Source organism: Ruegeria sp. AI3 (genome assembly GCF_056541245.1).
Window position 1 is genome coordinate 187,747 of the sequence record NZ_JBQFYA010000005.1, and the last position, 23,285, is coordinate 211,031.

General features: G+C 59.4%; 20 protein-coding genes. 10 read left to right on the forward strand and 10 right to left on the reverse strand.

Translation table 11 applies throughout. The annotated features are described in order from the left end of the window. Positions 1-4 precede the first annotated feature (4 nt). Together ACRZ95_RS10235 and ACRZ95_RS10240 are read left to right on the forward strand one after the other, a co-directional pair. The gene (locus tag ACRZ95_RS10235) at positions 5-1,282 is read left to right on the forward strand and encodes a DUF3422 domain-containing protein (protein WP_170678493.1); all 1,278 of its coding nucleotides are present in this window, start codon (positions 5-7) and stop codon (positions 1,280-1,282) included. 72 nt (positions 1,283-1,354) lie between these two features. Next, a complete protein-coding gene (locus tag ACRZ95_RS10240) occupies positions 1,355-2,491 on the forward strand; it encodes an MFS transporter (RefSeq protein WP_170678495.1) in 1,137 nt (378 codons plus the stop codon). 6 nt (positions 2,492-2,497) lie between these two features. Here the strand turns inward: ACRZ95_RS10240 and ACRZ95_RS10245 are convergent, their stop codons facing one another. The 3 genes from ACRZ95_RS10245 to ACRZ95_RS10255 all read right to left on the reverse strand — a co-directional run bounded on the left by ACRZ95_RS10245 (position 2,498) and on the right by ACRZ95_RS10255 (position 6,281). Beyond that, on the reverse strand, positions 2,498-3,478 hold the full coding sequence (locus ACRZ95_RS10245) for an ABC transporter permease (protein ID WP_170375078.1): 981 nt from the start codon (positions 3,476-3,478) through the stop codon (positions 2,498-2,500). Beyond that, positions 3,471-4,478, reverse strand: a complete 1,008-nt coding sequence (locus ACRZ95_RS10250) for an ABC transporter permease (protein WP_170375080.1) — start codon at positions 4,476-4,478, stop codon at positions 3,471-3,473. Before ACRZ95_RS10250 ends, ACRZ95_RS10245 begins: the two co-directional genes overlap by 8 nt. Before the next feature lie 96 nt (positions 4,479-4,574). Further along, the gene (locus ACRZ95_RS10255; protein ID WP_170375081.1) at positions 4,575-6,281 is read right to left on the reverse strand and encodes a peptide ABC transporter substrate-binding protein; all 1,707 of its coding nucleotides are present in this window, start codon (positions 6,279-6,281) and stop codon (positions 4,575-4,577) included. Between the two features lie 286 nt (positions 6,282-6,567). Here ACRZ95_RS10255 and ACRZ95_RS10260 point away from each other — a divergent pair, with 286 nt between their 5' ends. Genes ACRZ95_RS10260 through ACRZ95_RS10275 form a run of 4 tightly spaced genes read left to right on the forward strand, consistent with a single transcriptional unit; the run spans position 6,568 to position 11,925 of the window. Continuing rightward, positions 6,568-8,388 (forward strand): ABC transporter ATP-binding protein, encoded by a 1,821-nt coding sequence (locus ACRZ95_RS10260; RefSeq protein WP_170678497.1) that lies wholly within the window; start codon positions 6,568-6,570, stop codon positions 8,386-8,388. Positions 8,389-8,393: 5 nt separating this feature from the next. After that, positions 8,394-9,560, forward strand: a complete 1,167-nt coding sequence (argE, locus tag ACRZ95_RS10265; RefSeq protein WP_170678499.1) for an acetylornithine deacetylase — start codon at positions 8,394-8,396, stop codon at positions 9,558-9,560. 17 nt (positions 9,561-9,577) lie between these two features. Further along, complete coding sequence (locus tag ACRZ95_RS10270) at positions 9,578-10,744, forward strand: M20 aminoacylase family protein (protein ID WP_170678501.1); 1,167 nt, start codon at positions 9,578-9,580, stop codon at positions 10,742-10,744. 17 nt (positions 10,745-10,761) lie between these two features. Continuing rightward, the gene (locus ACRZ95_RS10275; protein ID WP_170678503.1) at positions 10,762-11,925 is read left to right on the forward strand and encodes a M20 aminoacylase family protein; all 1,164 of its coding nucleotides are present in this window, start codon (positions 10,762-10,764) and stop codon (positions 11,923-11,925) included. Between the two features lie 42 nt (positions 11,926-11,967). Here ACRZ95_RS10275 and ACRZ95_RS10280 read toward each other — a convergent pair whose 3' ends face one another. Together ACRZ95_RS10280 and moaA are read right to left on the reverse strand one after the other, a co-directional pair. Further along, positions 11,968-13,290, reverse strand: a complete 1,323-nt coding sequence (locus ACRZ95_RS10280) for a 3-deoxy-D-manno-octulosonic acid transferase (protein ID WP_170678505.1) — start codon at positions 13,288-13,290, stop codon at positions 11,968-11,970. A gap of 1 nt (position 13,291) precedes the next feature. Next, positions 13,292-14,299: a GTP 3',8-cyclase MoaA gene (gene moaA / locus ACRZ95_RS10285; protein WP_170678507.1), complete on the reverse strand. Its 1,008-nt coding sequence runs from the start codon at positions 14,297-14,299 to the stop codon at positions 13,292-13,294. Positions 14,300-14,389: 90 nt separating this feature from the next. On the opposite strand from moaA, the gene ACRZ95_RS10290 reads away from it, so the two are divergent. Then, complete coding sequence (locus ACRZ95_RS10290; RefSeq protein ID WP_170637110.1) at positions 14,390-14,821, forward strand: hypothetical protein; 432 nt, start codon at positions 14,390-14,392, stop codon at positions 14,819-14,821. On the opposite strand, the gene ACRZ95_RS10295 is transcribed toward ACRZ95_RS10290, so the two are convergent. From ACRZ95_RS10295 to glmU, 4 genes are read right to left on the reverse strand one after another with little or no spacing between them, the layout of a single operon-like run. Next, positions 14,818-15,495: a DNA alkylation repair protein gene (locus ACRZ95_RS10295; RefSeq protein ID WP_170660688.1), complete on the reverse strand. Its 678-nt coding sequence runs from the start codon at positions 15,493-15,495 to the stop codon at positions 14,818-14,820. The two genes, ACRZ95_RS10290 and ACRZ95_RS10295, sit on opposite strands and share 4 nt — an antisense overlap. Before the next feature lie 3 nt (positions 15,496-15,498). Beyond that, entirely contained in the window at positions 15,499-16,041 is a 543-nt protein-coding gene (locus tag ACRZ95_RS10300) for a pyridoxamine 5'-phosphate oxidase family protein (protein WP_170660689.1), read from the reverse strand. 3 nt (positions 16,042-16,044) lie between these two features. Beyond that, positions 16,045-17,868 carry a glutamine--fructose-6-phosphate transaminase (isomerizing) gene (glmS, locus tag ACRZ95_RS10305; protein WP_170678509.1) on the reverse strand — a complete coding sequence of 608 codons (1,824 nt, stop codon included), beginning with the start codon at positions 17,866-17,868 and terminating at the stop codon, positions 16,045-16,047. A 4-nt stretch (positions 17,869-17,872) separates the two neighbouring features. Continuing rightward, positions 17,873-19,225, reverse strand: coding sequence for a bifunctional UDP-N-acetylglucosamine diphosphorylase/glucosamine-1-phosphate N-acetyltransferase GlmU (gene glmU / locus ACRZ95_RS10310; protein WP_170678511.1), 1,353 nt, complete (start codon positions 19,223-19,225; stop codon positions 17,873-17,875). Positions 19,226-19,359: 134 nt separating this feature from the next. On the opposite strand from glmU, the gene ACRZ95_RS10315 reads away from it, so the two are divergent. From ACRZ95_RS10315 to ACRZ95_RS10325, 3 genes are all read left to right on the forward strand, one after another. After that, positions 19,360-20,031: an HAD-IA family hydrolase gene (locus ACRZ95_RS10315; protein WP_170678513.1), complete on the forward strand. Its 672-nt coding sequence runs from the start codon at positions 19,360-19,362 to the stop codon at positions 20,029-20,031. A 39-nt stretch (positions 20,032-20,070) separates the two neighbouring features. Further along, entirely contained in the window at positions 20,071-21,261 is a 1,191-nt protein-coding gene (locus ACRZ95_RS10320; protein ID WP_170678515.1) for an aminotransferase class I/II-fold pyridoxal phosphate-dependent enzyme, read from the forward strand. A gap of 170 nt (positions 21,262-21,431) precedes the next feature. Further along, positions 21,432-22,598 carry an isovaleryl-CoA dehydrogenase gene (locus ACRZ95_RS10325; protein WP_170678517.1) on the forward strand — a complete coding sequence of 389 codons (1,167 nt, stop codon included), beginning with the start codon at positions 21,432-21,434 and terminating at the stop codon, positions 22,596-22,598. Between the two features lie 48 nt (positions 22,599-22,646). On the opposite strand, the gene ACRZ95_RS10330 is transcribed toward ACRZ95_RS10325, so the two are convergent. After that, the gene (locus tag ACRZ95_RS10330) at positions 22,647-23,252 is read right to left on the reverse strand and encodes an OmpW/AlkL family protein (protein ID WP_170375109.1); all 606 of its coding nucleotides are present in this window, start codon (positions 23,250-23,252) and stop codon (positions 22,647-22,649) included. Between the last annotated feature and the right edge of the window lie 33 nt (positions 23,253-23,285).

Here is a 23,285-nt window from a genome sequence, read left to right on the forward strand (position 1 = left end):
CCGCATGACGCCAATCGATGACCACCCTTTACGCTATCGGCTTGCCAATGAACTGCACGCCCGACCTTTTCCGGTGGCGCAGGTTCCATGCACGGTTGCCTTTCTGGCGATCAAGAAGCCCGGCACGTCGCAAGGTGGGGACCGGCAGGACGACATTGCGCATTTGATCAATCTGCTGGATCGCCACGGCGCGCAGCACCCTCAGCCCGACGCGACCCACTATGCGGGGCAGATCGGACGCTATTGGCTCAAGTGGGAGCAACACACTGAGTTCGTAACCTTTACCGCGATCTCTCAGAACGTGAGTGAGCGGGCGTTCAACCCCGCCGACTTCGAAGTCTTCCCCCCGGATTGGATGATGGCCAGTCCCGGCCAAAGGATCACGTCGGCTTTGCTACGGGTTGTTCCGCGCCCAGTGGATGACGTCGTCCAGAACCTGCTACCGGATTGGTTCGAACCCGAAAGCCTTGCTGTGTCGCGCGTTTTAGACGATGCCGCGATCTGCGCCAGCGATTTTCGCATCGACCCCGCAGGGCACATGCGGTTTGCGCTGTTCGTGTCGGATGGAACTGGAGAGCGCCGGGTTGGACGGATCATCCAGCGCCTGTGCGAAATCGAGACCTACAAGGCCATGTCCATGCTGGGGTTTGCGCGGGTCAAATCTCTGACAACGCGCATTGGCGAGTTGGATCAGAAGCTGACCGCGCTGATGGGCGAGATGACCGATGGCGGCAAACATCCCGATGATATGCTACCGCAGCTTCTAAAAACCTCGACCGAGTTGGAGACGATCTCGGCACGCTGTTCTTTTCGGTTTGGGGCCACGGGTGCCTACGAGGCCATCGTTAACCAACGCGTCAAGGTTTTGCGGGAAGAGCGGTTCATGGGGGGGCAGACCTTTGCCGATTTCATGATGCGCCGCTATGACCCTGCGATGCGGACCGTGAAGTCGACTGAATTGCGCCTACAGGCCCTGTCAGACCGGGCCATCCGCGCCGGAGATCTGCTGCGAACACGTGTGGACGTGGAACGCAGCGCGCAGAACCAGGCCTTGTTGGAAAGCATGGACCGCCGCGCTGATCAGGCCCTGCGCCTGCAGCGAACGGTCGAGGGGTTGTCGGTGGTTGCCATCAGCTACTACGCCGTCTCACTGGTCAGCTATCTGCTGTATCCTCTGACGTCGGCGGGGATCAGCAAGGGAATGTTGACTGCTTTGGTCACGGTTCCGGTCATTCTGGCCGTTTGGGTGGGCGTCCGCAGAATTCGGCGTCGGCTGGAGTGAGCGGCGCTTGCCTCTGTTTGGTAGCGTTGTACTAGTAGCCGGCGAAGCGCATCAAACAAGCGGAGCTTTAATATGATCAGTGTCGTTTCTGCGTGGCGCGCCGTCACCGCGATGTTCGCGCTGAATGGTGCCCTGTTCGGTATCTGGGCCTCTCGCATTCCGGCGGTGCGCGATCACCTGAACCTCAGCCATGAAGAGCTTGGTTATGGCCTTTTATTCATGGCAGCAGGTGCCGTCTGCTCCTTCCCGGTTACTGGGCGATTGACCGACAGGTTTGGGGCCGTATCGATCACGCGGATCATCGCGGTGCTGTACACCTTTTCGCTGGTTTTGCTGGCGCTGGCCGACAGCTTCACCATGCTTGCAGCGTTCCTGTTTCTGTTCGGTGCCTTTCATGGCTCGATGGACGTGGCGATGAACGCTTGGGCAGCCGAGGTAGAGCAGGCTTACGACAAACCGCTCATGTCCTCATTTCATGCGATGTGGAGCCTTGGTGCCGGCCTCGGGGCGGTCAGTGGATTTGCAGCGGTTCAGTTGGATGCGACTGTTCTGCAGCATTTCCTGGTTGCGGGGGGTGTTGTTGTCGCCTTGGCTCTGGCTATGTCATGGGTGCGATGGACGTCGCGCCGCGCGGAGCAGTCTCAAGGTGCCGTGTTTGCATTCCCGTCCGGGGTGTTGATCCTCGTTGGTTTCACCGCGCTATGCGGTGCGTTGGGGGAAGGTGCGCTCGCAGATTGGAGCGCCCTTTTCCTGCGCGACGTTACTGGGGCCGCTGAGAGCGTCGCAGCCTTGGGATATGCTGTTTTTTCGGTAGCAATGGTGGTGTGTCGTTTGGCAGGCGGCTTCCTCATCGCGCGCGTCGGCCCGGTCGCAGCGGCGAGGGGTGGTGGTGTCTTTGCTGCGATAGGGGTGTTCTGCGTGGTGTCTGCCGGTGCTGCGCCATTGGCGCTGGTTGGGTTCACGCTGATGGGGGTCGGTTATGCGGTGATCATGCCCTTGGCGTTCAGCCGGGCCGCCAACGACCCAAACACCCCACCGGGACAGGCTATCGCCAGTGTCGCGACGCTAGGATATGGGGGGCTGTTGATCGGACCGCCGCTGATCGGGTTTCTGGCCGAGTTGCTGTCGCTGCGGATGGCGTTTGGTGTCTTGCTGCCGCTTGCGGTGCTTATCGTGGTCTGTGCCGGCGCGCTGAAGCGCGCCGACTGAGTTTTGTCACCGGCCGCGAATGCGCGGATCCAGCGCATCACGCAAGCCATCGCCCAGATAGTTCACGCTGAGAACAGTCAGCGAGATCGCAAGGCCGGGCCAGAACACACGCTCGGGGTATTGCTGCAGATAGTCGACGCCATCAAACAACAAGCGGCCCCAAGTCGGGAAGTCCGGTGGGAAGCCGAGCCCGAGGAAGGACAGCGCGCTTTCGGTGATGATCGCCGTCGCAATCCCCAGCGTTGCCGACACCATGATCGGAGACAGCACGTTTGGCAGGATGTGTCGCGTGATGATCTGCCGGTTGCTGGTGCCGATGGAGCGTGCGGCCAGAACGAATTCACGCTCTTTGATGGCCAACACGTCGCCGCGTACGATCCGGGCCGTGGGCATCCATGAGGTGATGCCGATGGCGCAGACGATCAGGATGAAAATTCCACGCTCCAGCCCGAATGCGGCGGACAGAGGCTCGCGGAACAGCAGCATCATGACCAGCAGCAGCGGTAGCAGGGGGAGTGCGAGGAACAGGTCGGTCAGTCGCATCAACGGCCCGTCGAGGCGTTTGAAGAAGCCTGCGATCACACCAATGAACGACCCCAAAAACAACGCCAGCAACATAGCCGTGATGCCCACCGAGACCGAGGTCTGCCCCCCCGACATCATCCGCGCCAGAATATCCCGGCCCAGCTGATCTGTGCCGAAAGGGTGCGCCCAGCTGGGGCCCTGATTACGCGACCGGATGTCGATTTGGGTTGGGTCGATGCTCCAGAGGTACGGCCCCAAATACACACCTGCGACGATGAAGATGAACAGGATCGCTCCGATCATCGCGCCTTTGTGCGTTTTGAACTGATCCCACACATCGCGCCACTGGCTGCGGGGTGGGGTGGCCAGGTCGTCCATCACGCCCGCAGTCGGCAATGCGGTTGAAGCGGGGGCCAGTCCTTCGTCGGGGACCAGCGTGTCTGATTTGTCGGTATCAGTCATAGCGAATCCTCGGGTCCAGAATGCCGTACAGAACGTCAGCGATCAGGTTGAACAGAACGATCAACACGGCAAAGATGAAGGTCAGCGTCTGCACCATCGGCAGGTCGTTGGCTTGAATCGCGCCGATCAGCAACTGGCCGATACCGTTCACCTTGAAGACCTGCTCGGTGATGATTGCGCCGCCGAAGATGGCCGGAATACCCAGCGCAATAACGGTAACCACCGGGATCATCGAGTTGCGTAGGACATGGACCATCACAACCGTGTATTCGCTCAGCCCTTTGGCGCGGGCGGTACGAACGTAATCTTGGTTGAGGTTGTCCAGCATTGAAGCGCGCATGAAGCGGCTCAACTGCGCCGTGATCTGCAGCGCCAGCACCATGACCGGCATGATCATCTGTTTCAGCTGTACGACGAAGCTATCCCAGCTATTCACCACGTGAGTCGTGTCATAGATCGATGGGAACCAGCCCAGCTGGACCGAGAAGATCACGATCACCAGCACGCCCGAGAAGAAGGGCGGGACCGAGAAGCCGACCATCGACACGAAGGTACCCATCTGGTCGAACCAAGAATACTGGCGGTATGCGGAATAGATGCCGATGGGCAGGGCGATCAGGATAGCAACCACATAGGCGGTGCCAACCACCCACAGGGTCTGCGGGATACGCTGAACGACGATGTCCATGACGGGCGAGCGGGTCTGCCACGAAATCACACGCAGGTCACCTTCTGAGAAGGTGGTGCCAAACATATGGTCGATCAGAACCTGCGGTTCGATCCAGAAGAATTGCACGATCCATTTCCAGAACCGGATATGCATCGGCTGGCCAAGGCCTAACGCCTCGCGCATCTTCTCTTTGACTTCGGGGGGGACGGTGAGGGGAACCTGTGCCATCGGGTCGCCTGGGGCAAGCTCGAGCAGCAGGAAGATGACGAGGCTGATGAACAGCAGCGTGGGTACGGCCAGCACCAGTCGTCTGATGGTAAAGTTGAGCATTCAAAGGCGCCTTTGTTGATGCGTCTTTTTGTTGGAGTGGTCTGCAAATGACCGCGCCCCGATAAAGATCGGGGCGCGATATTGCAAGATTAACGCTTAGGAACCGGTCTTGCGGTACCAGTCCGCAATGTTCCACAGCTCGCTGTCCCAAACGTTCAGGACAACACCACCCAGGGTGTTTGCATGCGCCGACAGACGGCCACGGTGCACCAGCGGAATCATACCGCCGTTTTGAACCATGATGTCGTTCAGCTGCTTGGCGATCTCCGCACGGGCTTCCAGACCCGCGGTTTCAGCCAGTTTGGCGTGCAAGGCGTCAAACTCTTCGTTGCAGAAGCGGCTGATGTTCTCACCCTGCCACTGCGATTCTGGCTTCGGTGCCTTGTCGCAAAGACCGTTGCCCAGATAGGACTGCGGGTCGGTGCCGTTGAAGGTGTTGGCGTACATCTCAACGTCGGCATAGAACTTCTGGAAGGTGTCAGGCGAACCAGGGTCACCACCGAAGAAGACCGATGCGTTGATGTTGCGCAGTTCGGATTCGATGCCGATCTGGCTCCACCATTCCTTGATCAGTGCCTGGAAGTCCTGACGCACAGCGTTGGTCGAGGTCTGGTAGACGATTTTCAGCGGCACACCGTCTTTTTCACGAATGCCGTCGCCATCGGTATCAACGATGCCTGCGTCATCCAGCAGCTTTTTAGCGCCTTCGATATCCTGCGTGTCACAGCTCATCGAGGTCGAGCTAAACGCAGCCGGAGCCGGAACCCAGTTACAGGTCACCTTGCCAGCCTGACCGTAGCCGATTTCCACCAGCAGCGGGCGGTCAATGGCCATGGACATGGCTTTGTAAACGGCCGGATCCTGCAGGAATGGGTGCGGATGCGCGGCTGTCGAGCGCTCACCTTCCGGCAGGTCGGGCGACGGGTTGGTCTGGTTCAGCATGATACGCTCGACCAGCGGGCCAAAGCCTGCGACCGGAGTACCTTTGCCACCTTCCTGCATCTGCGCGATGACCTCTGGGGCCAGCTGCAGGTTCCAGGCATAGTCAAACTCGCCGGTTTCCATAACCGCACGGCCAGCAGCAGTTGCGTCGCCGCCACCTTTGAAGGTCACGCTGGCAAATGCCGGCTTGGCCGGGTCACGGTAGTTGTCGTTGGCGGCAAATGTGATCACGTCGTTCGGCTTGAACTCGGTGACGACAAACGGGCCAGTGCCGATTGGGTTGAAGTTCTGATCTGTACATTCAGGGGCTTTTGCGCCCATGCAGTCAGCGAACTGAGCGGCCTGAATGATAGGGCTTTCACCACCCACAAACGGTCCGTAGGGGAAGGGGGTCGGTGCGTCGAACGTTACCTTTACGGTTAGGTCATCGACAGCTTCGACATCGGTGACGCCTTCAAACTTGGTCACCTGAGCACAACCGCCTTCGGGGTCCATGCAGTAGTTTGCGGTAAAGACCACGTCGGCCGAGGTGAACGGAGTACCGTCCGACCATGTGAGGCCAGGCGCAATTTTCCAGGTAATGGTGGTCAGGTCTTCGCTGACGCCGCCATTTTCAACGGTCGGGATTTCAGCAGCCAGATACGGCACCATGTTCCCGTCTTGGTCGTAGCGTGCAAGCGGTTCGATAACCAGCGAGGCTGCCTCAACATCTTTTGTGCCACCCGACAGAAACGGGTTCATAATTGACGGAGCCTGCCAATAAATGATGCTGACATTGCCGTCCGATCCGCGCTCGGCAAAGGCCGCTGGGGCCATCGCCGTGCTTGCAATCGCACCAAGCAAAAGGGTTTTGATCTTCATAAGTCACTCCCGAATTGGACACTTGCGTGTCTCGATTATCTCCGCAATGCCTGCGGATTTGGCGTTGCCGACTATTGGCTAAGGCATTGTTAGAAATAGCAATTGCATTTCGCGCAACGCGATTTCTGCCTTCGCTGGTTGTCGGTTACGCGGGTATCGAAACAGAACTTAGGAAAATTGCAAGCCTTGCCGTCACGAAATCGTGCATTGCGTTTGACTTTTCCTGGCTCGCCGCCTTAGCGTTCGGCATCCATAAAAACAAAACGACCCAAAAGGGAGCGCGCGCGTGCTGGATCAACCAATTGCCCAGATCAAAAAACTGAGGGTGGAGTTTCAGACGAAAGACGGCCCGGTCGTGGGCGTTGAGGACGTCTCGTTCGAGGTGAATCCGGGCGAAACGGTTTGTATTGTTGGCGAATCGGGCTCGGGCAAGTCGGTTTCATCTCTGTCTCTGATGCGTCTTGTTGAGTTTGGCGGAGGCGAAATCGCCGGTGGCGAGCTGCTGTTTGACCGCCGCGACGGGGCCGAGATGGACCTGGCCGATGCCGATCAGGATTTAATGAAACAGATTCGCGGCAACGAGATCGGTATGATCTTTCAGGAGCCGATGACCGCCCTGAACCCGGTTTTCACCGTTGGTCGGCAACTGACCGAAGGGCTGCGCATTCACAAGGACATGTCCAAGACGCAGGCCGAAGAACGCGCTTTGGAGCTGCTGCGGCAGGTGCGAATCCCCGAACCCGAGCGCCGGTTGAAGCAGTACCCGCACGAGCTTTCAGGCGGCATGCGCCAGCGCGTGGTGATCGCAATGGCGATGGCGTGCGAGCCGCGTCTGCTGATCGCGGACGAGCCGACGACCGCATTGGACGTGACCATTCAGGCTGAGATTCTGGCTCTTATGGACCGTTTGAAACGCGAAACCGGCACTGCGGTGATGTTTATCACCCATGACATGGCCGTTGTGGCACAGATGGCCGACCGCGTCGTGGTCATGTTCCGTGGCAACAAGGTCGAAGAGGGCCCGGTCACCGAAATTTTCGAAAACCCGCAACATGACTACACCAAGGCGCTGCTGGCTGCGGTGCCGAAACTGGGTGAGATGCAGGGGAAGGCCGCGCCCGAGCCGATGAAACTGCTTGGCGTCGAGGGGCAAAATATCGCTCCGATTCCAGGCACGGAAGAAACACTACTGACGGTCAAGAACCTGACCACGCGTTTCCCGGTCAAAGGCGGCTTGCTGCGCCGGACGATCTCAAACGTTCATGCTGTTGAGGATGTCTCGTTCACGCTGAACAAAGGGCAGACGCTCAGCCTCGTTGGCGAATCGGGTTGCGGCAAGTCCTCGGCCGGGCGCTCGATCCTGCGATTGGTCGAGCCGATGGCGGGTGAGGTCAATCTGGACGGCGTCGATATCATGAAGCTAGACCAATCCGGTCTGCGCAAAGCGCGGCTGGATATGCAGATGATCTTTCAGGACCCGTTCGCTTCGCTCAATCCGCAGATGCAGTTGATCGACCAAGTGGCCGAACCGATGCGCAACTATGGCGTGGCCTCGGGGTCGGAGCTGCAAGATCGCGTGGCGCAGCTGTTCGACAAGGTGCAACTGCCGCGCAGCTTCATGCGCCGTTTCCCGCATGAGATGTCTGGCGGCCAGCGCCAACGGATCGCAATCGCCCGCGCGTTGGCCTTGAACCCGAAACTGATCATCGCGGATGAGGCGGTCTCGGCGCTGGACGTGTCGGTGCAGGCGCAGGTGCTGAACCTGATGATGGAGCTGCAATCCGAGCTGAGCCTGTCTTACCTGTTCATCAGTCACGACATGGCCGTTGTCGAGCGGGTCAGCCACCATGTGGGCGTTATGTACCTGGGCCGGATTGTCGAATTGGGACCGCGCGCAAGAGTATTTGAGAACCCGCAGCACCCGTATACGCAGGCGCTGTTGAAGGCGGTTCCAATCGCGGACCCGAACAAACGAAAATCGGAAAAAGACTTGAATTTCAAGCCGATACCGTCGCCCATTCATCCAATTGGATACGCGCCAGAACCGTCGAATTACAACGAGGTTGAGCCGGGCCATTTCATCCTGACCACGGATAGCGGGTACTAACACATATGCCACAGCGTCTGACGCCGCTTGAGATCATGACCAAACTGATCTCATTCCCGACTGTAAGCCGTGACACAAACTTGCCGCTGGTGGACTGGATCGAAGGTTACCTGAACGAACACGGTATCGAGGCCCATCGCTGGCCGGACCCGGATCAGCCGCACAAGGCGGCGATTTTTGCGCATGTCGGCCCGTGGGAAGAGGGGGCCGTTGTCCTCTCGGGTCACACCGATGTCGTCCCGGTGGACGGTCAACCCTGGGACACGGATCCGTTCACTGTCACTGAAAAGGACGGCAAGTATTACGGACGCGGCACTTGCGACATGAAGGGCTTTGACGCGCTGGCGATCTGGGCACTGGTCGAGGCGCGCGATGCGGGTCTCAAGCGCCCCTTGCAACTGGCGTTGAGCTTCGATGAAGAGGTCGGGTGCACTGGCGCTCCGCCAATGATCGAGGCGATGAACAAGGTGCTGCCCAAAGGCTCGGCTGTGATCGTGGGCGAACCTTCGACAATGCAGGCTGTCACCGGCCACAAGGGCGGTTTTGGCTATGACACGCATATGGTCGGGTTCGAGGTTCATAGCTCGATCATGCACACAGGTGTAAATGCCATCATGGAAGCCGCGCCGCTGATCAATTGGGCGAATGAACAGAACGCCCGCAATCAGGGGGCCACAACCAGCGAAACGGCAGCGGTGTTCGATCCGCCCTGGACCACGGTCCATGTAGGCATGATCGAAGGCGGCACCGCGCATAATATCACAGCCAAGGATTGCCATTTCATGCTGGATTTCCGCACGGTGCCGGATGAAAGCAAAGCCGCGTGGCGTGATGCCTATTTCGAACAGGTGCGCGCGGTTGAGGCGCGAATGCAAGCCGTTCACCCCGAAGCGCGGATCGAAATCTCCGAGAATTTCTCGATCCCCGGTCTGGTCCCCGAAAAGGATGGCGAGGCCGAAGCCTTGGTTCGCGCCCTGACCGGTGACAACGCAAGCCATGTGGTCAGCTATGGCACCGAGGCCGGGCAGTTTCAGGAAGCAGGTTACTCAGCGGTCATCTGCGGCCCGGGTGACATCGCGCAGGCCCATCAACCGAATGAGTTCATTTCGGTCTCGCAGTTCGAAGCGGGCCATGCGTTCATGCAGCGGCTAGTCGAGAAACTGTCCACCTGATCCCAAGGAGGTCCAAAATGCCGGTCAAAAACAGACTTGCCGAAATGCAGGCAGAGATCACCAAGTGGCGCCGTCATCTGCACGCTCATCCCGAACTGATGTATGAAGTTCACGAGACCGCCGGTTTTGTTGTGGAACGGCTGAAGGCCTTCGGTGTCGATGAAATCACCGAGGGCATCGGTAAGACTGGCGTTGTGGCTGTAATCAAGGGCCGCTCGGATACCAAGGGTCGGGTGATCGGATTGCGGGCAGATATGGACGCCCTGCCGATCGAAGAGGCGACGGGTCTGGACTATGCCTCGACCGTTCCGGGCAAGATGCATGCCTGTGGGCATGACGGGCACACCTCGATGCTGCTGGGCGCTGCGCAGTACTTGGCCGAGACGAGGAATTTCGATGGCACCGCCGTGCTGATTTTTCAACCGGCCGAGGAGGGCGGCGCCGGAGGTCTCGCCATGTGTCAGGACGGGTTGATGGAGCGCTGGGGCATTCAGGAAGTCTACGGCATGCACAACATGCCCGGCCTGCCGGTTGGTGAATTTGCCATCCGGCCCGGAGCCCTGCTGGCCTCGTCGGACGAGTTTGAAATTACCGTCACCGGCAAGGGTGGCCACGCGGCCGCCCCGCATGAGGCGGTGGATACAACGCTTGTCGCCTCGCATATTGTTGTGTCTTTGCAATCTGTTGTGGCCCGCACCGTCGATCCGATCAAACGGGTTGTTCTGACCGTGGGCACGTTTGAGACGGACAGCGTGGCCTCAAACGTGATTGCGCATACGGTCCGTCTGAAAGGCACGGTAAGAACGCTTGACCCCGAGTACCGCGCGATCGCGGAACAGCGTGTTCGCCGGATTGCCGAAGATACGGCCTCGGCTTTTGACGCGTCCGCTATAGTAGAATGGACCCCAGGCTATCCGGTGACGGTAAACTCAGAGGCCGAGACCAGCTATGCCGCTGAGGCCGCTGCAGCCGTGGCCGGAAAGGTGAACGATGGCACCGATCCGATCATGCCGTCGGAAGATTTCGCCTACATGCTTGAAGAACGGCCCGGAGCCTACATCTTTCTAGGGAACGGAGACACCGCAATGTGTCACCACCCAGAATACAATTTCGATGATGACGCCATACCCGCCGGCTGCAGCTGGTTCGCTGAAATGGTCGAACGCCGGATGCCGGCCGAATGATTTAGGAGAGACAAGATATGCCAGTTAAAAACCGCTTTGCGGAATTGCAGGACGAGATCACCACATGGCGACGCGACCTGCACGAAAACCCCGAAATCCTGTTTGAAACCCACCGCACCAGCGCTCTGGTGGCCGAAAAGCTGACAGAGTTCGGTTGCGATGAGGTTGTCACCGGTATTGGCCGCACAGGCGTTGTTGGTGTGATCAAGGGCAAGTCGGACAGCAAAGGCAAGGTGATCGGCCTGCGCGCGGATATGGACGCTCTGCCGATCCTCGAGGCGACGGGGCTGGACTATGCCTCAAAAACGCCGGGCGCAATGCATGCGTGCGGCCATGATGGTCATACCGCGATGCTTCTTGGTGCAGCGAAGTACTTGTCGGAAACCCGCAATTTCGATGGCACGGTTGTCGTGATCTTCCAGCCCGCCGAAGAAGGCGGCGGCGGCGGTCGTGAGATGTGTGAAGACGGCATGATGGACCGCTGGAACATTCAGGAGGTCTACGGGATGCACAATTGGCCGGGCAAACCAGTGGGCAGCTTCTCGATCCGTCCAGGGTCGTTCTTTGCAGCGACCGATCAGTTCGACATCACGTTTGAAGGGCGCGGCGGTCATGCGGCGAAACCGCAGGAGACGGTCGATACCACAGTTATGACAGCACAGGCGGTGCTGGCGTTGCAGACGATCGCCTCGCGCAATGCCGACCCGGTCGATCAGGTGGTTGTGTCGGTGACCTCGTTCGAGACCTCGTCGAAGGCGTTCAACGTGATCCCGCAATCGGTTCAGATCAAAGGCACCGTGCGCACCATGAGCAAGGAGATGCGTGATCTGGCCGAGAAGCGAATCAACGAGATTTGCAACGGCCTGGCAGCGACCTTTGGTGGCACGGCGGACGTGACCTATATCCGCGGTTATCCGGTTATGGTGAACAGCGATGAGCAGACCGAGTTTGCGGCTGACGTCGCGCGCTCCGTGTCTGGTGCTTGCGAAGAGGCTCCTCTGGTCATGGGCGGCGAGGATTTTGCCTTCATGCTGGAAGAACGTCCTGGGGCCTATATCTTGGTGGGCAATGGCGACACGGCCATGGTCCATCACCCCGAGTACAATTTCAACGATGAGGCCATTCCAGCCGGGTGCAGCTGGTGGGCCGAGATTGTAGAACAGCGGATGCCTGCGGCCTGATGGAGAGGGTGGGGGCTCTGCCCCCACTCCCCCGGGATATTTTCAGCCAGATGAAGAAGGATCCTTCGGCTCTAGGCTGAGTGTGGTGCAAAGCGTCTTAATCACGTTTTGCAACGCATCTTTTTGGGTTGAGACGCAGGCGCGGGCGGCGGTGCGGGCTTGGGTCAGCGCCGCATCGTCTGACAGCCAGTTGTAGACGGCTTTCTCCAGATCTTCTGCGGTTTCGACCTGAACGGCCCCGCCGGTTTTGACAAGGGGTGAAAAAGTTTCGGTAAAATTGAAGTAGCCCGGACCGGTTATGACGGCAGCCCCGGCTTGGGCGGGTTCGAACGGGTTGTGGCCGCCGATCTCTTTCAGAGACCCGCCGAGAAAGACAATCGGGCAAAGCGCGTACCATGTGCCGGTTTCACCAAGGGTATCGGCCACGTAGACCTGAGTCTCGTTGGTGATCGGGTCTGTCTTGGTTCGGAAGGCCGATGTGAGTTCGGCTTTTGTCAGGAGGGTCGCGACCTGCTCGCGCCGTTCCGGGTGCCGTGGTATCAGCAGTAGCAGCAAGTCCGCGTAGTGCTTTAGCAAAGCTTTGTGGGCGGCCAGAACGGTTTCCTCTTCGCCTGCATGGGTCGAACTGGCGATCCAGACGGGTCGATCGCCGATCTGGCTTTGGACATCCGCCAGCGTGATTTGATCCACCGGCAGCGGGTCGGACATCGCTTTGAGGTTGGTGCCGGGTTGGACGCGTTGTGGGTCCGCTCCAATCGCGATCAGGTTCTTGGCCGTTTTGTCATTCTGCGTCAGAAACAGCGCGAAGTGGTCCAGGATGAAGCGCGCTGTTTCGGGGCGTTTTTGCCAACCTGCGACGGACTTGTTAGACAAACGCGCGTTCAGAAGGCACAGAGGTGTGCCGCGATTTGCCGTCTCGACGATCAAACGGGGCCAGATTTCGCTTTCTACGAAAATGGCGGCGTCTGGGGTCCAGTGGTCCAGAAACCGTCGCACAGGCCCAGCGCTGTCCAGGGGAGGAAACTGATGTCGGGTGCGAGGGGGCAGTCGCTTGGCAATCAGTGCGGCAGAGGTGGGCGTGCCGGAGGTGATCAGGAACTCGGCTTGAGGCAGGCGCTCGCCAAGTCGGTGGATCAGGCTGAGGACCGAGAGGCTTTCGCCGACGCTGGCGGCGTGAAACCAGATCAATTGTCCTGCGGGACGGTCAAGGCTGGCACGGCCCAACCTCTCCTGCTGGCGCTGGTGCGAGACCTCGGCCGCCTGCAGCTTTTTGCGCACGGTTCGCCAGGCCAAGGGCTGCGCGAGAAAGGTGACGCCGCAGTACAGCTTGTACAGCAGCGTCGTACGAACGTCAGAGCCGGGCATGTCAGCCGCCTGTGTGGCTCATGTGGCGGCTCATCTGGCCATCGACGGCCTGACGGGAATAGTCGAAGTCATGGCCTTTGGGCTTGAGGTTGATCGCAGCGCGGATCGCCTCTTCCAAGGGTTTTTCCGTGTCCGGATGATCGCGCAGCGGGGCGCGTAGGTCGGCCATGTCTTCTTGACCCAGGCACATGTAAAGCTCACCGGTGCAGGTCAGGCGCACGCGGTTGCAGCTTTCGCAGAAATTATGTGACAGCGGGGTGATAAAGCCGATCTTCTGGCCAGTTTCTTCAAGCCGGACATAGCGCGCTGGACCTCCGGAGCGTTCGGCCAGATCGGTCACGCTATAGTGGTTTTCGTATTCCTTTCGCACATCCTTGAGCGACCAGTATTGATCTAGCCGGTCCTCATTGCCGATATCGCCCATCGGCATGACCTCGATCCAGGTCAGGTCCATGTCGCGTTCCGCGCACCATTCGGTGATCTGGGGCAATTCGGGTTCGTTGAAGCCTTTGAGGGCCACTGCGTTGATCTTGACCCGCAGGCCCGCCTTTTGTGCTGTATCAATCCCGTTCAGAACCTGTTTCAGACGTCCCCACCGCGTAACGGCTGCGAATTTATCCTCATCCAGCGTGTCCAGCGAGATATTCACCCGCCGCACACCCGCCGCGTAGAGGTCATCGGCAAATCGCGAAAGCTGCGAGCCATTGGTTGTAAGCGTCAGTTCTTTCAGCGCGCCGCTTTCCAGATGACGGGTCATGGAGTTGAAGAACGTCATGATATTGCGACGCACGAGCGGCTCACCACCGGTGATGCGCAGTTTCTCAACGCCCATATTCACGAAGGTGGAACACATGCGGTCCAGCTCTTCCAGCGTCAGTAGCTCTTTCTTGGGCAGAAAGGTCATGTTCTCGGACATGCAATAGACACAGCGAAAGTCGCAGCGATCGGTTACCGAGACGCGCAGATACGTGATGGCACGGGCGAAAGGATCAATAAGCGGAGCAGTCATGCGGTATAGGTAAAGCTGGAATAGGCCCGCGACAAGAGTGAACTGTGCTTTGGTCTGGTACAGCTGCCTGAGCGGTAGTAGGTTCGGGGTATGAGAGAACTGCTTGTGATATCCTGCGTTTTGCTGGTCGGGTGCGATACCGTGCGTTCGACAACGGATCGTTTGTTGGGGCGCGATGAGGCTGCTGAGGTAACACCTGCTGCTGTAGAGACCGCACCTACTGAGGCGGAAAGCTCAGCCTATATCCAGCCTGCAACCGCGACAGCGAACTGGACCGGCGCCAAGACCACCATTGCCGGGTTGGGCGATCCGTCGACTCCGGGCCGCTGGATGCAGACACCCTTGGTCGATTCCGAGGTGACCGCGCGGGTTGTTGTGCCGAAAACCGGCGCGCAGGCTTATATCACTCTGGTTCCGGCCTCGGGGCCCGAGACGGGTGGCAGCCGTTTGTCACTAGATGCCATGCGGGCGTTGCTGGTGCCGTTTGATCAGTTGGTCGAGGTCGAGGTCTACGCCAACTAACCCTTCAGGTATTTTCCGGCCTCGCGCCGGGCAAAGGGTTTCATCGCGTCGCCATGCGTTTCCAGAAAAGCCACGACCCTGTCGGGATCATGTTTAGAGAGCTCCCGCAACCACCATGCGATGGATTTCTGAATGAACCAGTTTCGATCGGGCACATAACCTGCCGCCCATCCGAGGATTCGATCACGGCGCGCCAGATCTTCTGGTTTGGGGTGGTTCTGCTTGGTCCAGGGTAGGGTCGAGACCAGAGCAGCGCGGCGGGTCCACATGTGGTCTGACCCGGTCCATGTTTCGACCTGATCCAGCCGCGCGGGATCGGCGCTCAGGCGTTTCTGCATGGCGGTGCAGGCGTGGTCGGCGATGGCCCAAGCGTCGAAATCGGGCACCCAGCTTTGCAACAAGGTCCAGACATCCTTATCCGGGCGAATCCGCGCTTGTGTCAGCAATTTGGAGGCCGCGACACGCGCCTCGTGGATGTTGGTCTGCCAGAGCGCATCCGCGAGGGTGACGCGCTCAGCAACCGACAAGTCCTTGCGCCAGGCTTTGGTCAGATCGTTGAGAACGGGGACGGCGACGCCCAGATAGGGACGCTCGGCCTTGTGATAGGCTGCGACTTGTTCCGCGCGCTCGGCATCGGCATGCGCCTTGATCTGATCCAGATAGGGGGCAAGCATAGTCTAGACCGGAACCCCGGTAGGTTTGCCGTCAATCGTCTGCTGGTTCTTCTCGACCCAATAGGCGCGGATATCGTCGTCTGATTTGCCGTCGACCCATTTTTGCATCGTGTCGCGATCCGACTGGAACTCCATGAACGGGACCGCATAGCCGCATGAGGTCTGCACCAGATCAATGCTGAGGTCGTAGATCTGCCGCGCGCTGCGGTGGTTGGGGAAGTGACCTTCCAGTTCGTCCCAGCCCTCATCCCCTGCATGCAGGGTGCGTGCGGTGCCATAGGTGCGCAGGATCAGCGGGCGGGTGGTGAAGGAGCACCACATCAGGGTCATGCGGTTGACCTCAAGCAGATGCCCGGCGGTCTCATTCCCACTGCCGGTCAGGTTCATCCAAACAATCCGGCTTGGCCCCAGAATACGCAGTGAATCCATGCCCTTGGGGGAGATATTGACCCGCCCCTCAACCCCGGCGCTGCCCACGAAAAACATGTGCTGGTCGGTGATGAATTTCTGATGCGCATCGTCCAGATGGGGGAATTGCTTGGCCATGTCTTACTCCACAGTCACAGATTTCGCGAGGTTGCGCGGCTGGTCCACATCCGTGCCTTTGGCGACAGCTGTGTGATAGGCTAGCAACTGCGCCGGAACCGAGTAGAGGATCGGGGTTAGGTTCGTGTGGATATGGGGCATGCGGATTGTGCTCCAGACATCATCCCCAGCCTCGGCAATGCCATCATCGTCCGAGACGAGGATCACCTTGCCCTTGCGCGCCATCACCTCTTGCATGTTCGAGACGGTCTTGTCGAAAACGGCGTCGCGCGGGGCCATGACCACCACGGGCATATGCTTGTCGATCAGCGCGATGGGGCCGTGTTTCAATTCGCCCGACGCGTAACCTTCGGCGTGGATGTAGCTGATTTCCTTCAGTTTCAGCGCGCCTTCCATCGCAAGCGGATACATCAGGCCACGGCCCAGGAACAGCACGTCACGCGCCTCGGACAGGCGTTGGGCGGATTTGCGGATGGCGCGGTTCTGATCCAAAGCGGCGTTCAGGACCGAGGGCAAGCCGCGCAGAGCGGCGGCGTGATCGGCCAGTTCCTCATCGCTCAGGGTTCCACGATCTGCCGCAGCTTTGAGCGCCAGCATCAGCAGCACGCTCAGCTGGCAGGTGAAGGCCTTGGTCGAGGCGACGCCGATCTCAACCCCAGCATGGATGGGCAGAGAGATATCGCTTTCCCGCGCAATCGAGCTTTCGGGGACATTAACAACCGAAACGATCTTGTCGGCCTTACCCTCGCAATAGCGCAGCGCGGCCAGCGTATCGGCGGTTTCGCCCGACTGGCTAACAAACAAGGCCATCGTGCGGTCAGTGATCGGAGGTTCGCGATAGCGGAACTCGCTGGCGATATCGACCTCGACCGGCATTTTCGCCAGCTGCTCGAACCAGTACTTCGCCGTCAGGCAGGCATAAAAGGCCGTGCCGCAGGCGACCATGGTCAGGCGATCCAGCTTGGTGAAATCCAGATCGGTCTCGGGTAAAACCACGCGGTCTCCGCCGGTGGGCAGGTACGAGCGGATCGCCTCGGCCACGACCACCGGTTGCTCGGCGATTTCCTTGGCCATGAAGTGCTTGTGTTCGCCCTTGTCGGCGCGGGCCGTATCCAGCTTGATCTTGCGGACCTCGCGATTGGCGAGTTCACCGGCCTCGGTGCGGATTTCCAGCGATGTGCGGGTCAGAACGGCGCGGTCGCCTTCTTCAAGATAGGTAATCTTGTTGGTCAGCGGCGCCAGTGCAATCGCGTCCGACCCCACATACATCTCACCTTCTCCATGGCCGATCGCCAGCGGAGAGCCCTTACGCGCGGCCACAATTAGGTCGCCCTGACCATCGAACAGGAAGGCCAGCGCAAATGCGCCTTCCAGCTGGTCGATGGTCTTGAAGGCCGCTTCGACTGGGGACAGACCAGTATTCAGGTAATGCGCGGCCATCAGGGCCACGGTTTCAGTGTCGGTCTCAGTCACGAAATTCACACCATGTTCGGCCAGCTCGGCGCGCAGTTCGCGGTAATTCTCGACAATGCCGTTATGGACGACTGCGACAGACCCAGCTTTGTGCGGATGCGCGTTGGTGACCGAGGGCGCGCCGTGCGTCGCCCAGCGGGTGTGTCCGATCCCGGATTTGCCAGGCAGGGGATCGTGGACCAGAAGGTCGCTCAGGTTCACCAACTTGCCCACGGCCCGACGGCGCCCCAAAGCGCCATCGTTGACGGTCGCAATTCCGGCGCTGTCATAGCCGCGATACTCCAGCCGTTTCAGGGCTTCGACCAGAATGGGGGCAGCCTCATGCTGACCCAATACACCTACAATTCCACACATAAACTCAGGCCTCTTTATCGCGGCGAGCCTTCTTCGCCTTTAACATATCAAACAATTTGCGCGCATAGCCGGGCTTGTTTTCCTGCTTGGCGCGCGCGACGGCCAGCGCCTCGGCCTCCACGTCTTTGGTCACGACCGTACCGGTTGCCGTCATTGCGCCATCGCCAACGCTGACGGGAGCTACCAGCATAGTATTGGAGCCAATAAAGACACCCTCTCCAATCGTGGTCTTGTGTTTCATCACGCCGTCATAGTTACAGGTGATCGTGCCCGCACCGATATTCGAACCTGCCCCGACCGAGGCATCCCCGATATAGCTGAGGTGATTGACCTTCGCGCCTTCGGCGATCTCGGCATTCTTGATCTCGACAAAATTGCCGATGCGCGCGTTTTCCGCCAGTTCCGCGCCGGGGCGCAGGCGGGCGTAGGGGCCGATGACGGCTCCTCGGCTGACATGGCAGCCTTCCAGATGCGAAAACGCCCGGATCGTTGCGCCGCTTTCGACGGTCACGCCGGGGCCGAATACCACATTTGGTTCGATCACCGTATCGCGCCCGATCACTGTATCGGCGGCAAGATAGACGGTCTCCGGGGCCATCAGTGTGACGCCCAAATCTAACAGTTCGGCCCGTGCCTGCGTCTGAAACACCGCATCCGCTGCGGCCAGATCTGCACGCGAGTTCACGCCCAAAGTCTGCGCCTCGTCACAGGCGACCGCTGTCACGTTCAGATCGCGGGAGCGGGCGATTTCGACCACATCCGTCAGGTAGTATTCGCCCGAAGCGTTGTCGTTGCCGACCGCGTCAATCAGGGATATCAGCGTTGCCGCGTTGCAGGCCAGCAGGCCAGAGTTGCAGAAGGTGATCGCGCGTTCTGCGTCTGAGGCGTCTTTGAACTCGACGATCCGCTCCAACGTGTCGCCGTTCATCACCAGGCGGCCATAACGAGCCGGGTCGGCGGCTTCAAAGCCTAGAATCACCAGATCATTCTGCGCGCGCGCTTCGATCATCCGCTCGAGTGTGTTGGGTTGAAGGAAGGGCGTGTCGCCGTAAAGGACCACAACATCGCCATCGAACCCCTCTAGCGCATCGCGGGCCTGCGCGACGGCATGGGCGGTGCCCAGTTGCTCCTCTTGCACGGCGATCTGTGCGGTCTCATCCTCGGCCTGCGCGACCTTGGCGACGGCCTCGGCCCCGTGGCCTGTGACAATCACGGTGCGCTCGGGCGACAGCACCGAACCGGCGCGCATGGCGTGAACCAGCATCGGAACCTGAGCGATCGGGTGCAGGACTTTGGGGATGTCCGAATTCATCCTGGTGCCTTTCCCGGCGGCAAGGATGACAAGGGCAGTGGTCATGAAATCGTTTTCTCTTTGTGTTTTGTTGCCGTCCGTTTTATCCGCTGAGGGCAAAGGCGCAAGCCGTTCGGCCATCAAACTAGATTGCCGATTGCAACAGGACATGGCGGAAACCTGCCGAGCAAGGAGGCGCAATGCGCACGGTCATCTTCGATCTGGACGGCACTTTGGCGGATACGTCGGGCGATTTGCTGGACGCTGCAAACCATTGTTTTCGCGAGATGGGTCATGGAGATGTTCTGGTTCACGGGCAGGATGCGGGCATCGCCGTGCGTGGCGGGCGTATGATGCTGACGCACGGATTGAAGCGCGTCGGGGCCTATGATGAAGGCACGGTTGATGCGTATTATCCGGTTTTGCTTGAAGCCTATGCGCAGGACATCGACACCCACACGCAGTTCTACCCCGGTGCTTTGGAGGCGGTCGAGGCCTTGAAAACCGCAGGCTATGGCGTTGGGATCTGCACCAACAAGCCAGAGCGTCTGGCGCATCAATTGCTCAGCCAGATGGGGGTGCTAGATCACTTCGCCTCCTTGGTCGGTGCAGACACTCTACCGGTGCGTAAACCTGACCCTGAGCCTCTGCGCGAGGCCGCGCGGCGTGCGGGTGGGCATCCGGATCTGTGCGTTCTGATCGGGGATTCCGATACCGACCGCAATACCGCGAAAGCGGCCGGGGTGCCTTCGGTTCTGGTCACGTTCGGTCCCTCAGGCGACGATATGGCCGCTTTGAAGCCTGAAGCCTTGCTGCATCATTTCAACGATCTGCCCGATCTTGTGGCCGAGTTGATCGGTGCGGCGGCTTGATCCCTTGACCCTGACCGGATGGAGCCCCAGAACTAGCCTATGACTGATACATTCACTGGCAGCTTCACCCAGCAAGAACCCATCCCGGACGAGGCGGTAGAGGCCGCTCTGGCCGTTCTACGGCACGGACGTTTGCATCGCTACAACGTTGTTCCTGGCGAATTGGGCGAGACCGCGCTGCTGGAGCAGGAATTCGCGGCCCAGATGGGGGCGAAATATTGTCTTGCTGTATCGTCGGGTGGCTATGCTTTGGCGACTGCCTTGCGGGCCGTGGGCGTGCAGCCCGGCGAGCCTGTTCTGACCAACGCGTTTACTCTGGCGCCTGTACCGGGGGCGATTGCTTCGGTCGGGGCCAGGCCGGTTTTTGTCGGTGTGACCGAAAACCTGACCATTGATCTGGAGGATCTGGAGGCCAAGCTGGATCAGGCGCGGGTTCTGATGCTCAGCCATATGCGTGGCCATCTGTGCGACATGGACCGGTTGATGCAGCTCTGCGATGCGGCCGGAGTTGTCGTGATCGAGGACTGCGCTCATACGATGGGGGCCGCGTGGCGCGGGCAACTCTCGGGTCGGCAAGGGGCCATTGGGTGTTATTCGTGCCAGACTTATAAACATGTGAACTCGGGCGAGGGTGGTCTGCTGGTTACCGATGATGAGGAACTTGCGGCTAAAGCCACGATGCTGTCAGGGTCCTATATGCTCTATGAACGGCATCTGGCTGCGCCTGGGCCAGAGGTGTTTGAGCGGATCAAGTACACCACGCCGAACGTTTCGGGCCGTATGGATAACTTGCGCGCTGCGATTTTGCGTCCTCAGTTACGTGTTTTGGATCGGCAGGTTGGTCGTTGGAACGAACGGTATCAGGTAATTGAAGACGGTCTGCGGGGAACGCCCGGCCTCACAATGGTCGAGCGTCCCGAGGCAGAGACCTATGTTGGGTCGTCGATCCAGTTCCTGCTGCTTGACTGGCTGCCGGAGCGGATTGCCGAGGTGATCAGCCGTTGCGCCAGTCGCGGGGTAGAGCTGAAATGGTTCGGCGGTGCCGAGCCCACCGGGTTTACCTCACGCTATGACAGTTGGCGCTATGCTGAGAGTGAGCGGATGCCTGCTTCGGACCGGGTTCTGGCGGGGATCATGGATATGCGCGTACCGCTGACCTTTTCGCTGGATGACTGCCAGCTGATCGCTCGCATCATCAGGGCCGAAGTCGGAGCAGTTTACCAATCGTGATCCAATTGAGTGCGCCTGCAGCGCACGCTTGATTTTTCAGAAAACGCCGCCCCGTTTGGGGCGGCGTTTTGCGTGTTGGAACCGGGGCGCCCGGAATGATTGACCCGCCGAAGATTCGCTGGTATCCAGTTATTGAACACTTGTTCATTAATGCTGAGAGGAGAGCGTCAATGTTCATGGCGAGTATGCAATTCGATCTGGGCGAGGACGTGAATGCGCTGCGCGAAATGGTGCATCGTTGGGCGCAGGAGCGGGTCAAGCCGATGGCGGCCGAGGTCGATGCGTCGAACGCGTTCCCCAATGAGCTTTGGACCGAGATGGGCGCGCTGGGCCTGTTGGGCGTGACCGTGCCCGAGGAATATGGTGGCGCTGACATGTCTTATCTGGCCCATACCATCGCGATCGAGGAGATCGCGCGGGCCTCGGCCTCGGTCTCTCTATCCTATGGTGCGCATTCCAACCTCTGCGTGAACCAGATCAAGCTGAACGGCACGGAAGAGCAAAAGCAGAAATACCTGCCGCGCCTGATCTCGGGCGAACATGTGGGCGCGCTTGCGATGTCCGAACCCTCGGCTGGATCGGATGTGGTTTCGATGAAGCTGCGCGCCGAGAAGCGCAATGATCATTACCGCCTGAACGGGAACAAGTATTGGATCACCAATGGGCCGGACGCGGATACTCTGGTGGTCTACGCCAAGACCGACCCGGATGCGGGATCCAAAGGGATCACCGCGTTTCTGATCGAGAAAGAGATGACGGGATTCTCGACCTCACCTCATTTCGACAAGCTTGGGATGCGCGGGTCCAACACCGCCGAGCTGATCTTTGAAGATGTCGAAGTACCGTTTGAGAATGTTCTGGGCGAAGAGGGCAAGGGTGTTGCCGTTCTGATGTCCGGGCTCGACTATGAACGCGTTGTGCTGGCCGGGATCGGAACCGGCATCATGGCAGCCTGTCTGGATGAAATCATGCCCTATCTGGCTGAACGCAAGCAGTTCGGCAAACCCATCGGCATGTTCCAACTGATGCAAGGCAAAATCGCGGATATGTACACCGCGATGAACTCGGCCCGTGCTTACGTGTATGAGGTCGCCAAGGCGTGCGACCGTGGGGATGTGACTCGTCAGGACGCGGCGGCGTGCTGCCTCTATGCCTCTGAGGCTGCGATGACGCAGGCACATCAGGCCGTACAGGCGATGGGTGGGGCGGGGTTCTTGTCGGACGCTCCGGTCAGCCGGATCTTCCGGGATGCCAAGCTGATGGAGATCGGGGCCGGGACCAGCGAAATCCGCCGCATGCTAATCGGTCGCGAATTGATGGGCGAAATGCTGGGGTAAGAAATCGCCCCGCAGCCGAGGGAACTGCGGGGCGTTTCGATCAAAGGATCAGAAGCGATGGACGTAGGATACGCCGACCAGCCAAGGATCGATTTCCGCGGTACCGATATCGGCACCGTTCAGTTTGACATCCGAGTCGATATCGAACCAACGCACGTTCAAACGGACAGCGCCTTGTTCAGTGATCTGATAGTCCAAACCAGCCTGAAGCGACAAACCGAACGAGTTGTCCAGTTCCAGGTCGCCCAGCGGAGAGCTTTCTTCAAAGAAGATAGTGTAGTTGAGGCCTGCGCCGACATAGGGCTTCCAAGCGCTGTTGGTCGGGAAGTGGTAGTTCAGCGACAAGGTGGGGGGCAGGTGCTTGGTGCTGCCGGCGTCGGTGCTGCCTCCCAAGGTGATATCGTGTTCAAACGGCGTGGAGGCCAGCAATTCGATACCCAGGTTGTCCCGGATGAAGTATTCGACGGTAAAGATCGGACGGGTGTCGTCGTCGACCTCGGCGTCAAAACCGGCCAGCGTTCCGTTGTCAGATTTAGGGTCCAGGTAGCCGACACCGAAACCAACGGTCCAGTCACCTTGCGATTGGGCGAGTGCGGGGCCAGCCAGCGCGACCAGCGCGGTGGAGAGGGTCAAAGCGGCGAGTTTATTGGTCATTGTTCTGCCTTTGGTTCAGTTGATGACCGCTGT

What these genes read in the sequence shown, in the direction of transcription:
- ACRZ95_RS10235 (WP_170678493.1), top strand. Translation starts at nt 5, where the DNA reads ATGACGCCAATCGATGACCACCCTTTACGCTATCGGCTTGCCAATGAA.
- ACRZ95_RS10240 (WP_170678495.1), top strand. Translation starts at nt 1,355, where the DNA reads ATGATCAGTGTCGTTTCTGCGTGGCGCGCCGTCACCGCGATGTTCGCG.
- ACRZ95_RS10245 (WP_170375078.1), bottom strand. Translation starts at nt 3,478, where the DNA reads ATGACTGATACCGACAAATCAGACACGCTGGTCCCCGACGAAGGACTG.
- ACRZ95_RS10250 (WP_170375080.1), bottom strand. Translation starts at nt 4,478, where the DNA reads ATGCTCAACTTTACCATCAGACGACTGGTGCTGGCCGTACCCACGCTG.
- ACRZ95_RS10255 (WP_170375081.1), bottom strand. Translation starts at nt 6,281, where the DNA reads ATGAAGATCAAAACCCTTTTGCTTGGTGCGATTGCAAGCACGGCGATG.
- argE (WP_170678499.1), top strand. Translation starts at nt 8,394, where the DNA reads ATGCCACAGCGTCTGACGCCGCTTGAGATCATGACCAAACTGATCTCA.
- ACRZ95_RS10270 (WP_170678501.1), top strand. Translation starts at nt 9,578, where the DNA reads ATGCCGGTCAAAAACAGACTTGCCGAAATGCAGGCAGAGATCACCAAG.
- ACRZ95_RS10275 (WP_170678503.1), top strand. Translation starts at nt 10,762, where the DNA reads ATGCCAGTTAAAAACCGCTTTGCGGAATTGCAGGACGAGATCACCACA.
- ACRZ95_RS10280 (WP_170678505.1), bottom strand. Translation starts at nt 13,290, where the DNA reads ATGCCCGGCTCTGACGTTCGTACGACGCTGCTGTACAAGCTGTACTGC.
- moaA (WP_170678507.1), bottom strand. Translation starts at nt 14,299, where the DNA reads ATGACTGCTCCGCTTATTGATCCTTTCGCCCGTGCCATCACGTATCTG.
- ACRZ95_RS10290 (WP_170637110.1), top strand. Translation starts at nt 14,390, where the DNA reads ATGAGAGAACTGCTTGTGATATCCTGCGTTTTGCTGGTCGGGTGCGAT.
- ACRZ95_RS10295 (WP_170660688.1), bottom strand. Translation starts at nt 15,495, where the DNA reads ATGCTTGCCCCCTATCTGGATCAGATCAAGGCGCATGCCGATGCCGAG.
- ACRZ95_RS10300 (WP_170660689.1), bottom strand. Translation starts at nt 16,041, where the DNA reads ATGGCCAAGCAATTCCCCCATCTGGACGATGCGCATCAGAAATTCATC.
- glmS (WP_170678509.1), bottom strand. Translation starts at nt 17,868, where the DNA reads ATGTGTGGAATTGTAGGTGTATTGGGTCAGCATGAGGCTGCCCCCATT.
- glmU (WP_170678511.1), bottom strand. Translation starts at nt 19,225, where the DNA reads ATGACCACTGCCCTTGTCATCCTTGCCGCCGGGAAAGGCACCAGGATG.
- ACRZ95_RS10315 (WP_170678513.1), top strand. Translation starts at nt 19,360, where the DNA reads ATGCGCACGGTCATCTTCGATCTGGACGGCACTTTGGCGGATACGTCG.
- ACRZ95_RS10320 (WP_170678515.1), top strand. Translation starts at nt 20,071, where the DNA reads ATGACTGATACATTCACTGGCAGCTTCACCCAGCAAGAACCCATCCCG.
- ACRZ95_RS10325 (WP_170678517.1), top strand. Translation starts at nt 21,432, where the DNA reads ATGTTCATGGCGAGTATGCAATTCGATCTGGGCGAGGACGTGAATGCG.
- ACRZ95_RS10330 (WP_170375109.1), bottom strand. Translation starts at nt 23,252, where the DNA reads ATGACCAATAAACTCGCCGCTTTGACCCTCTCCACCGCGCTGGTCGCG.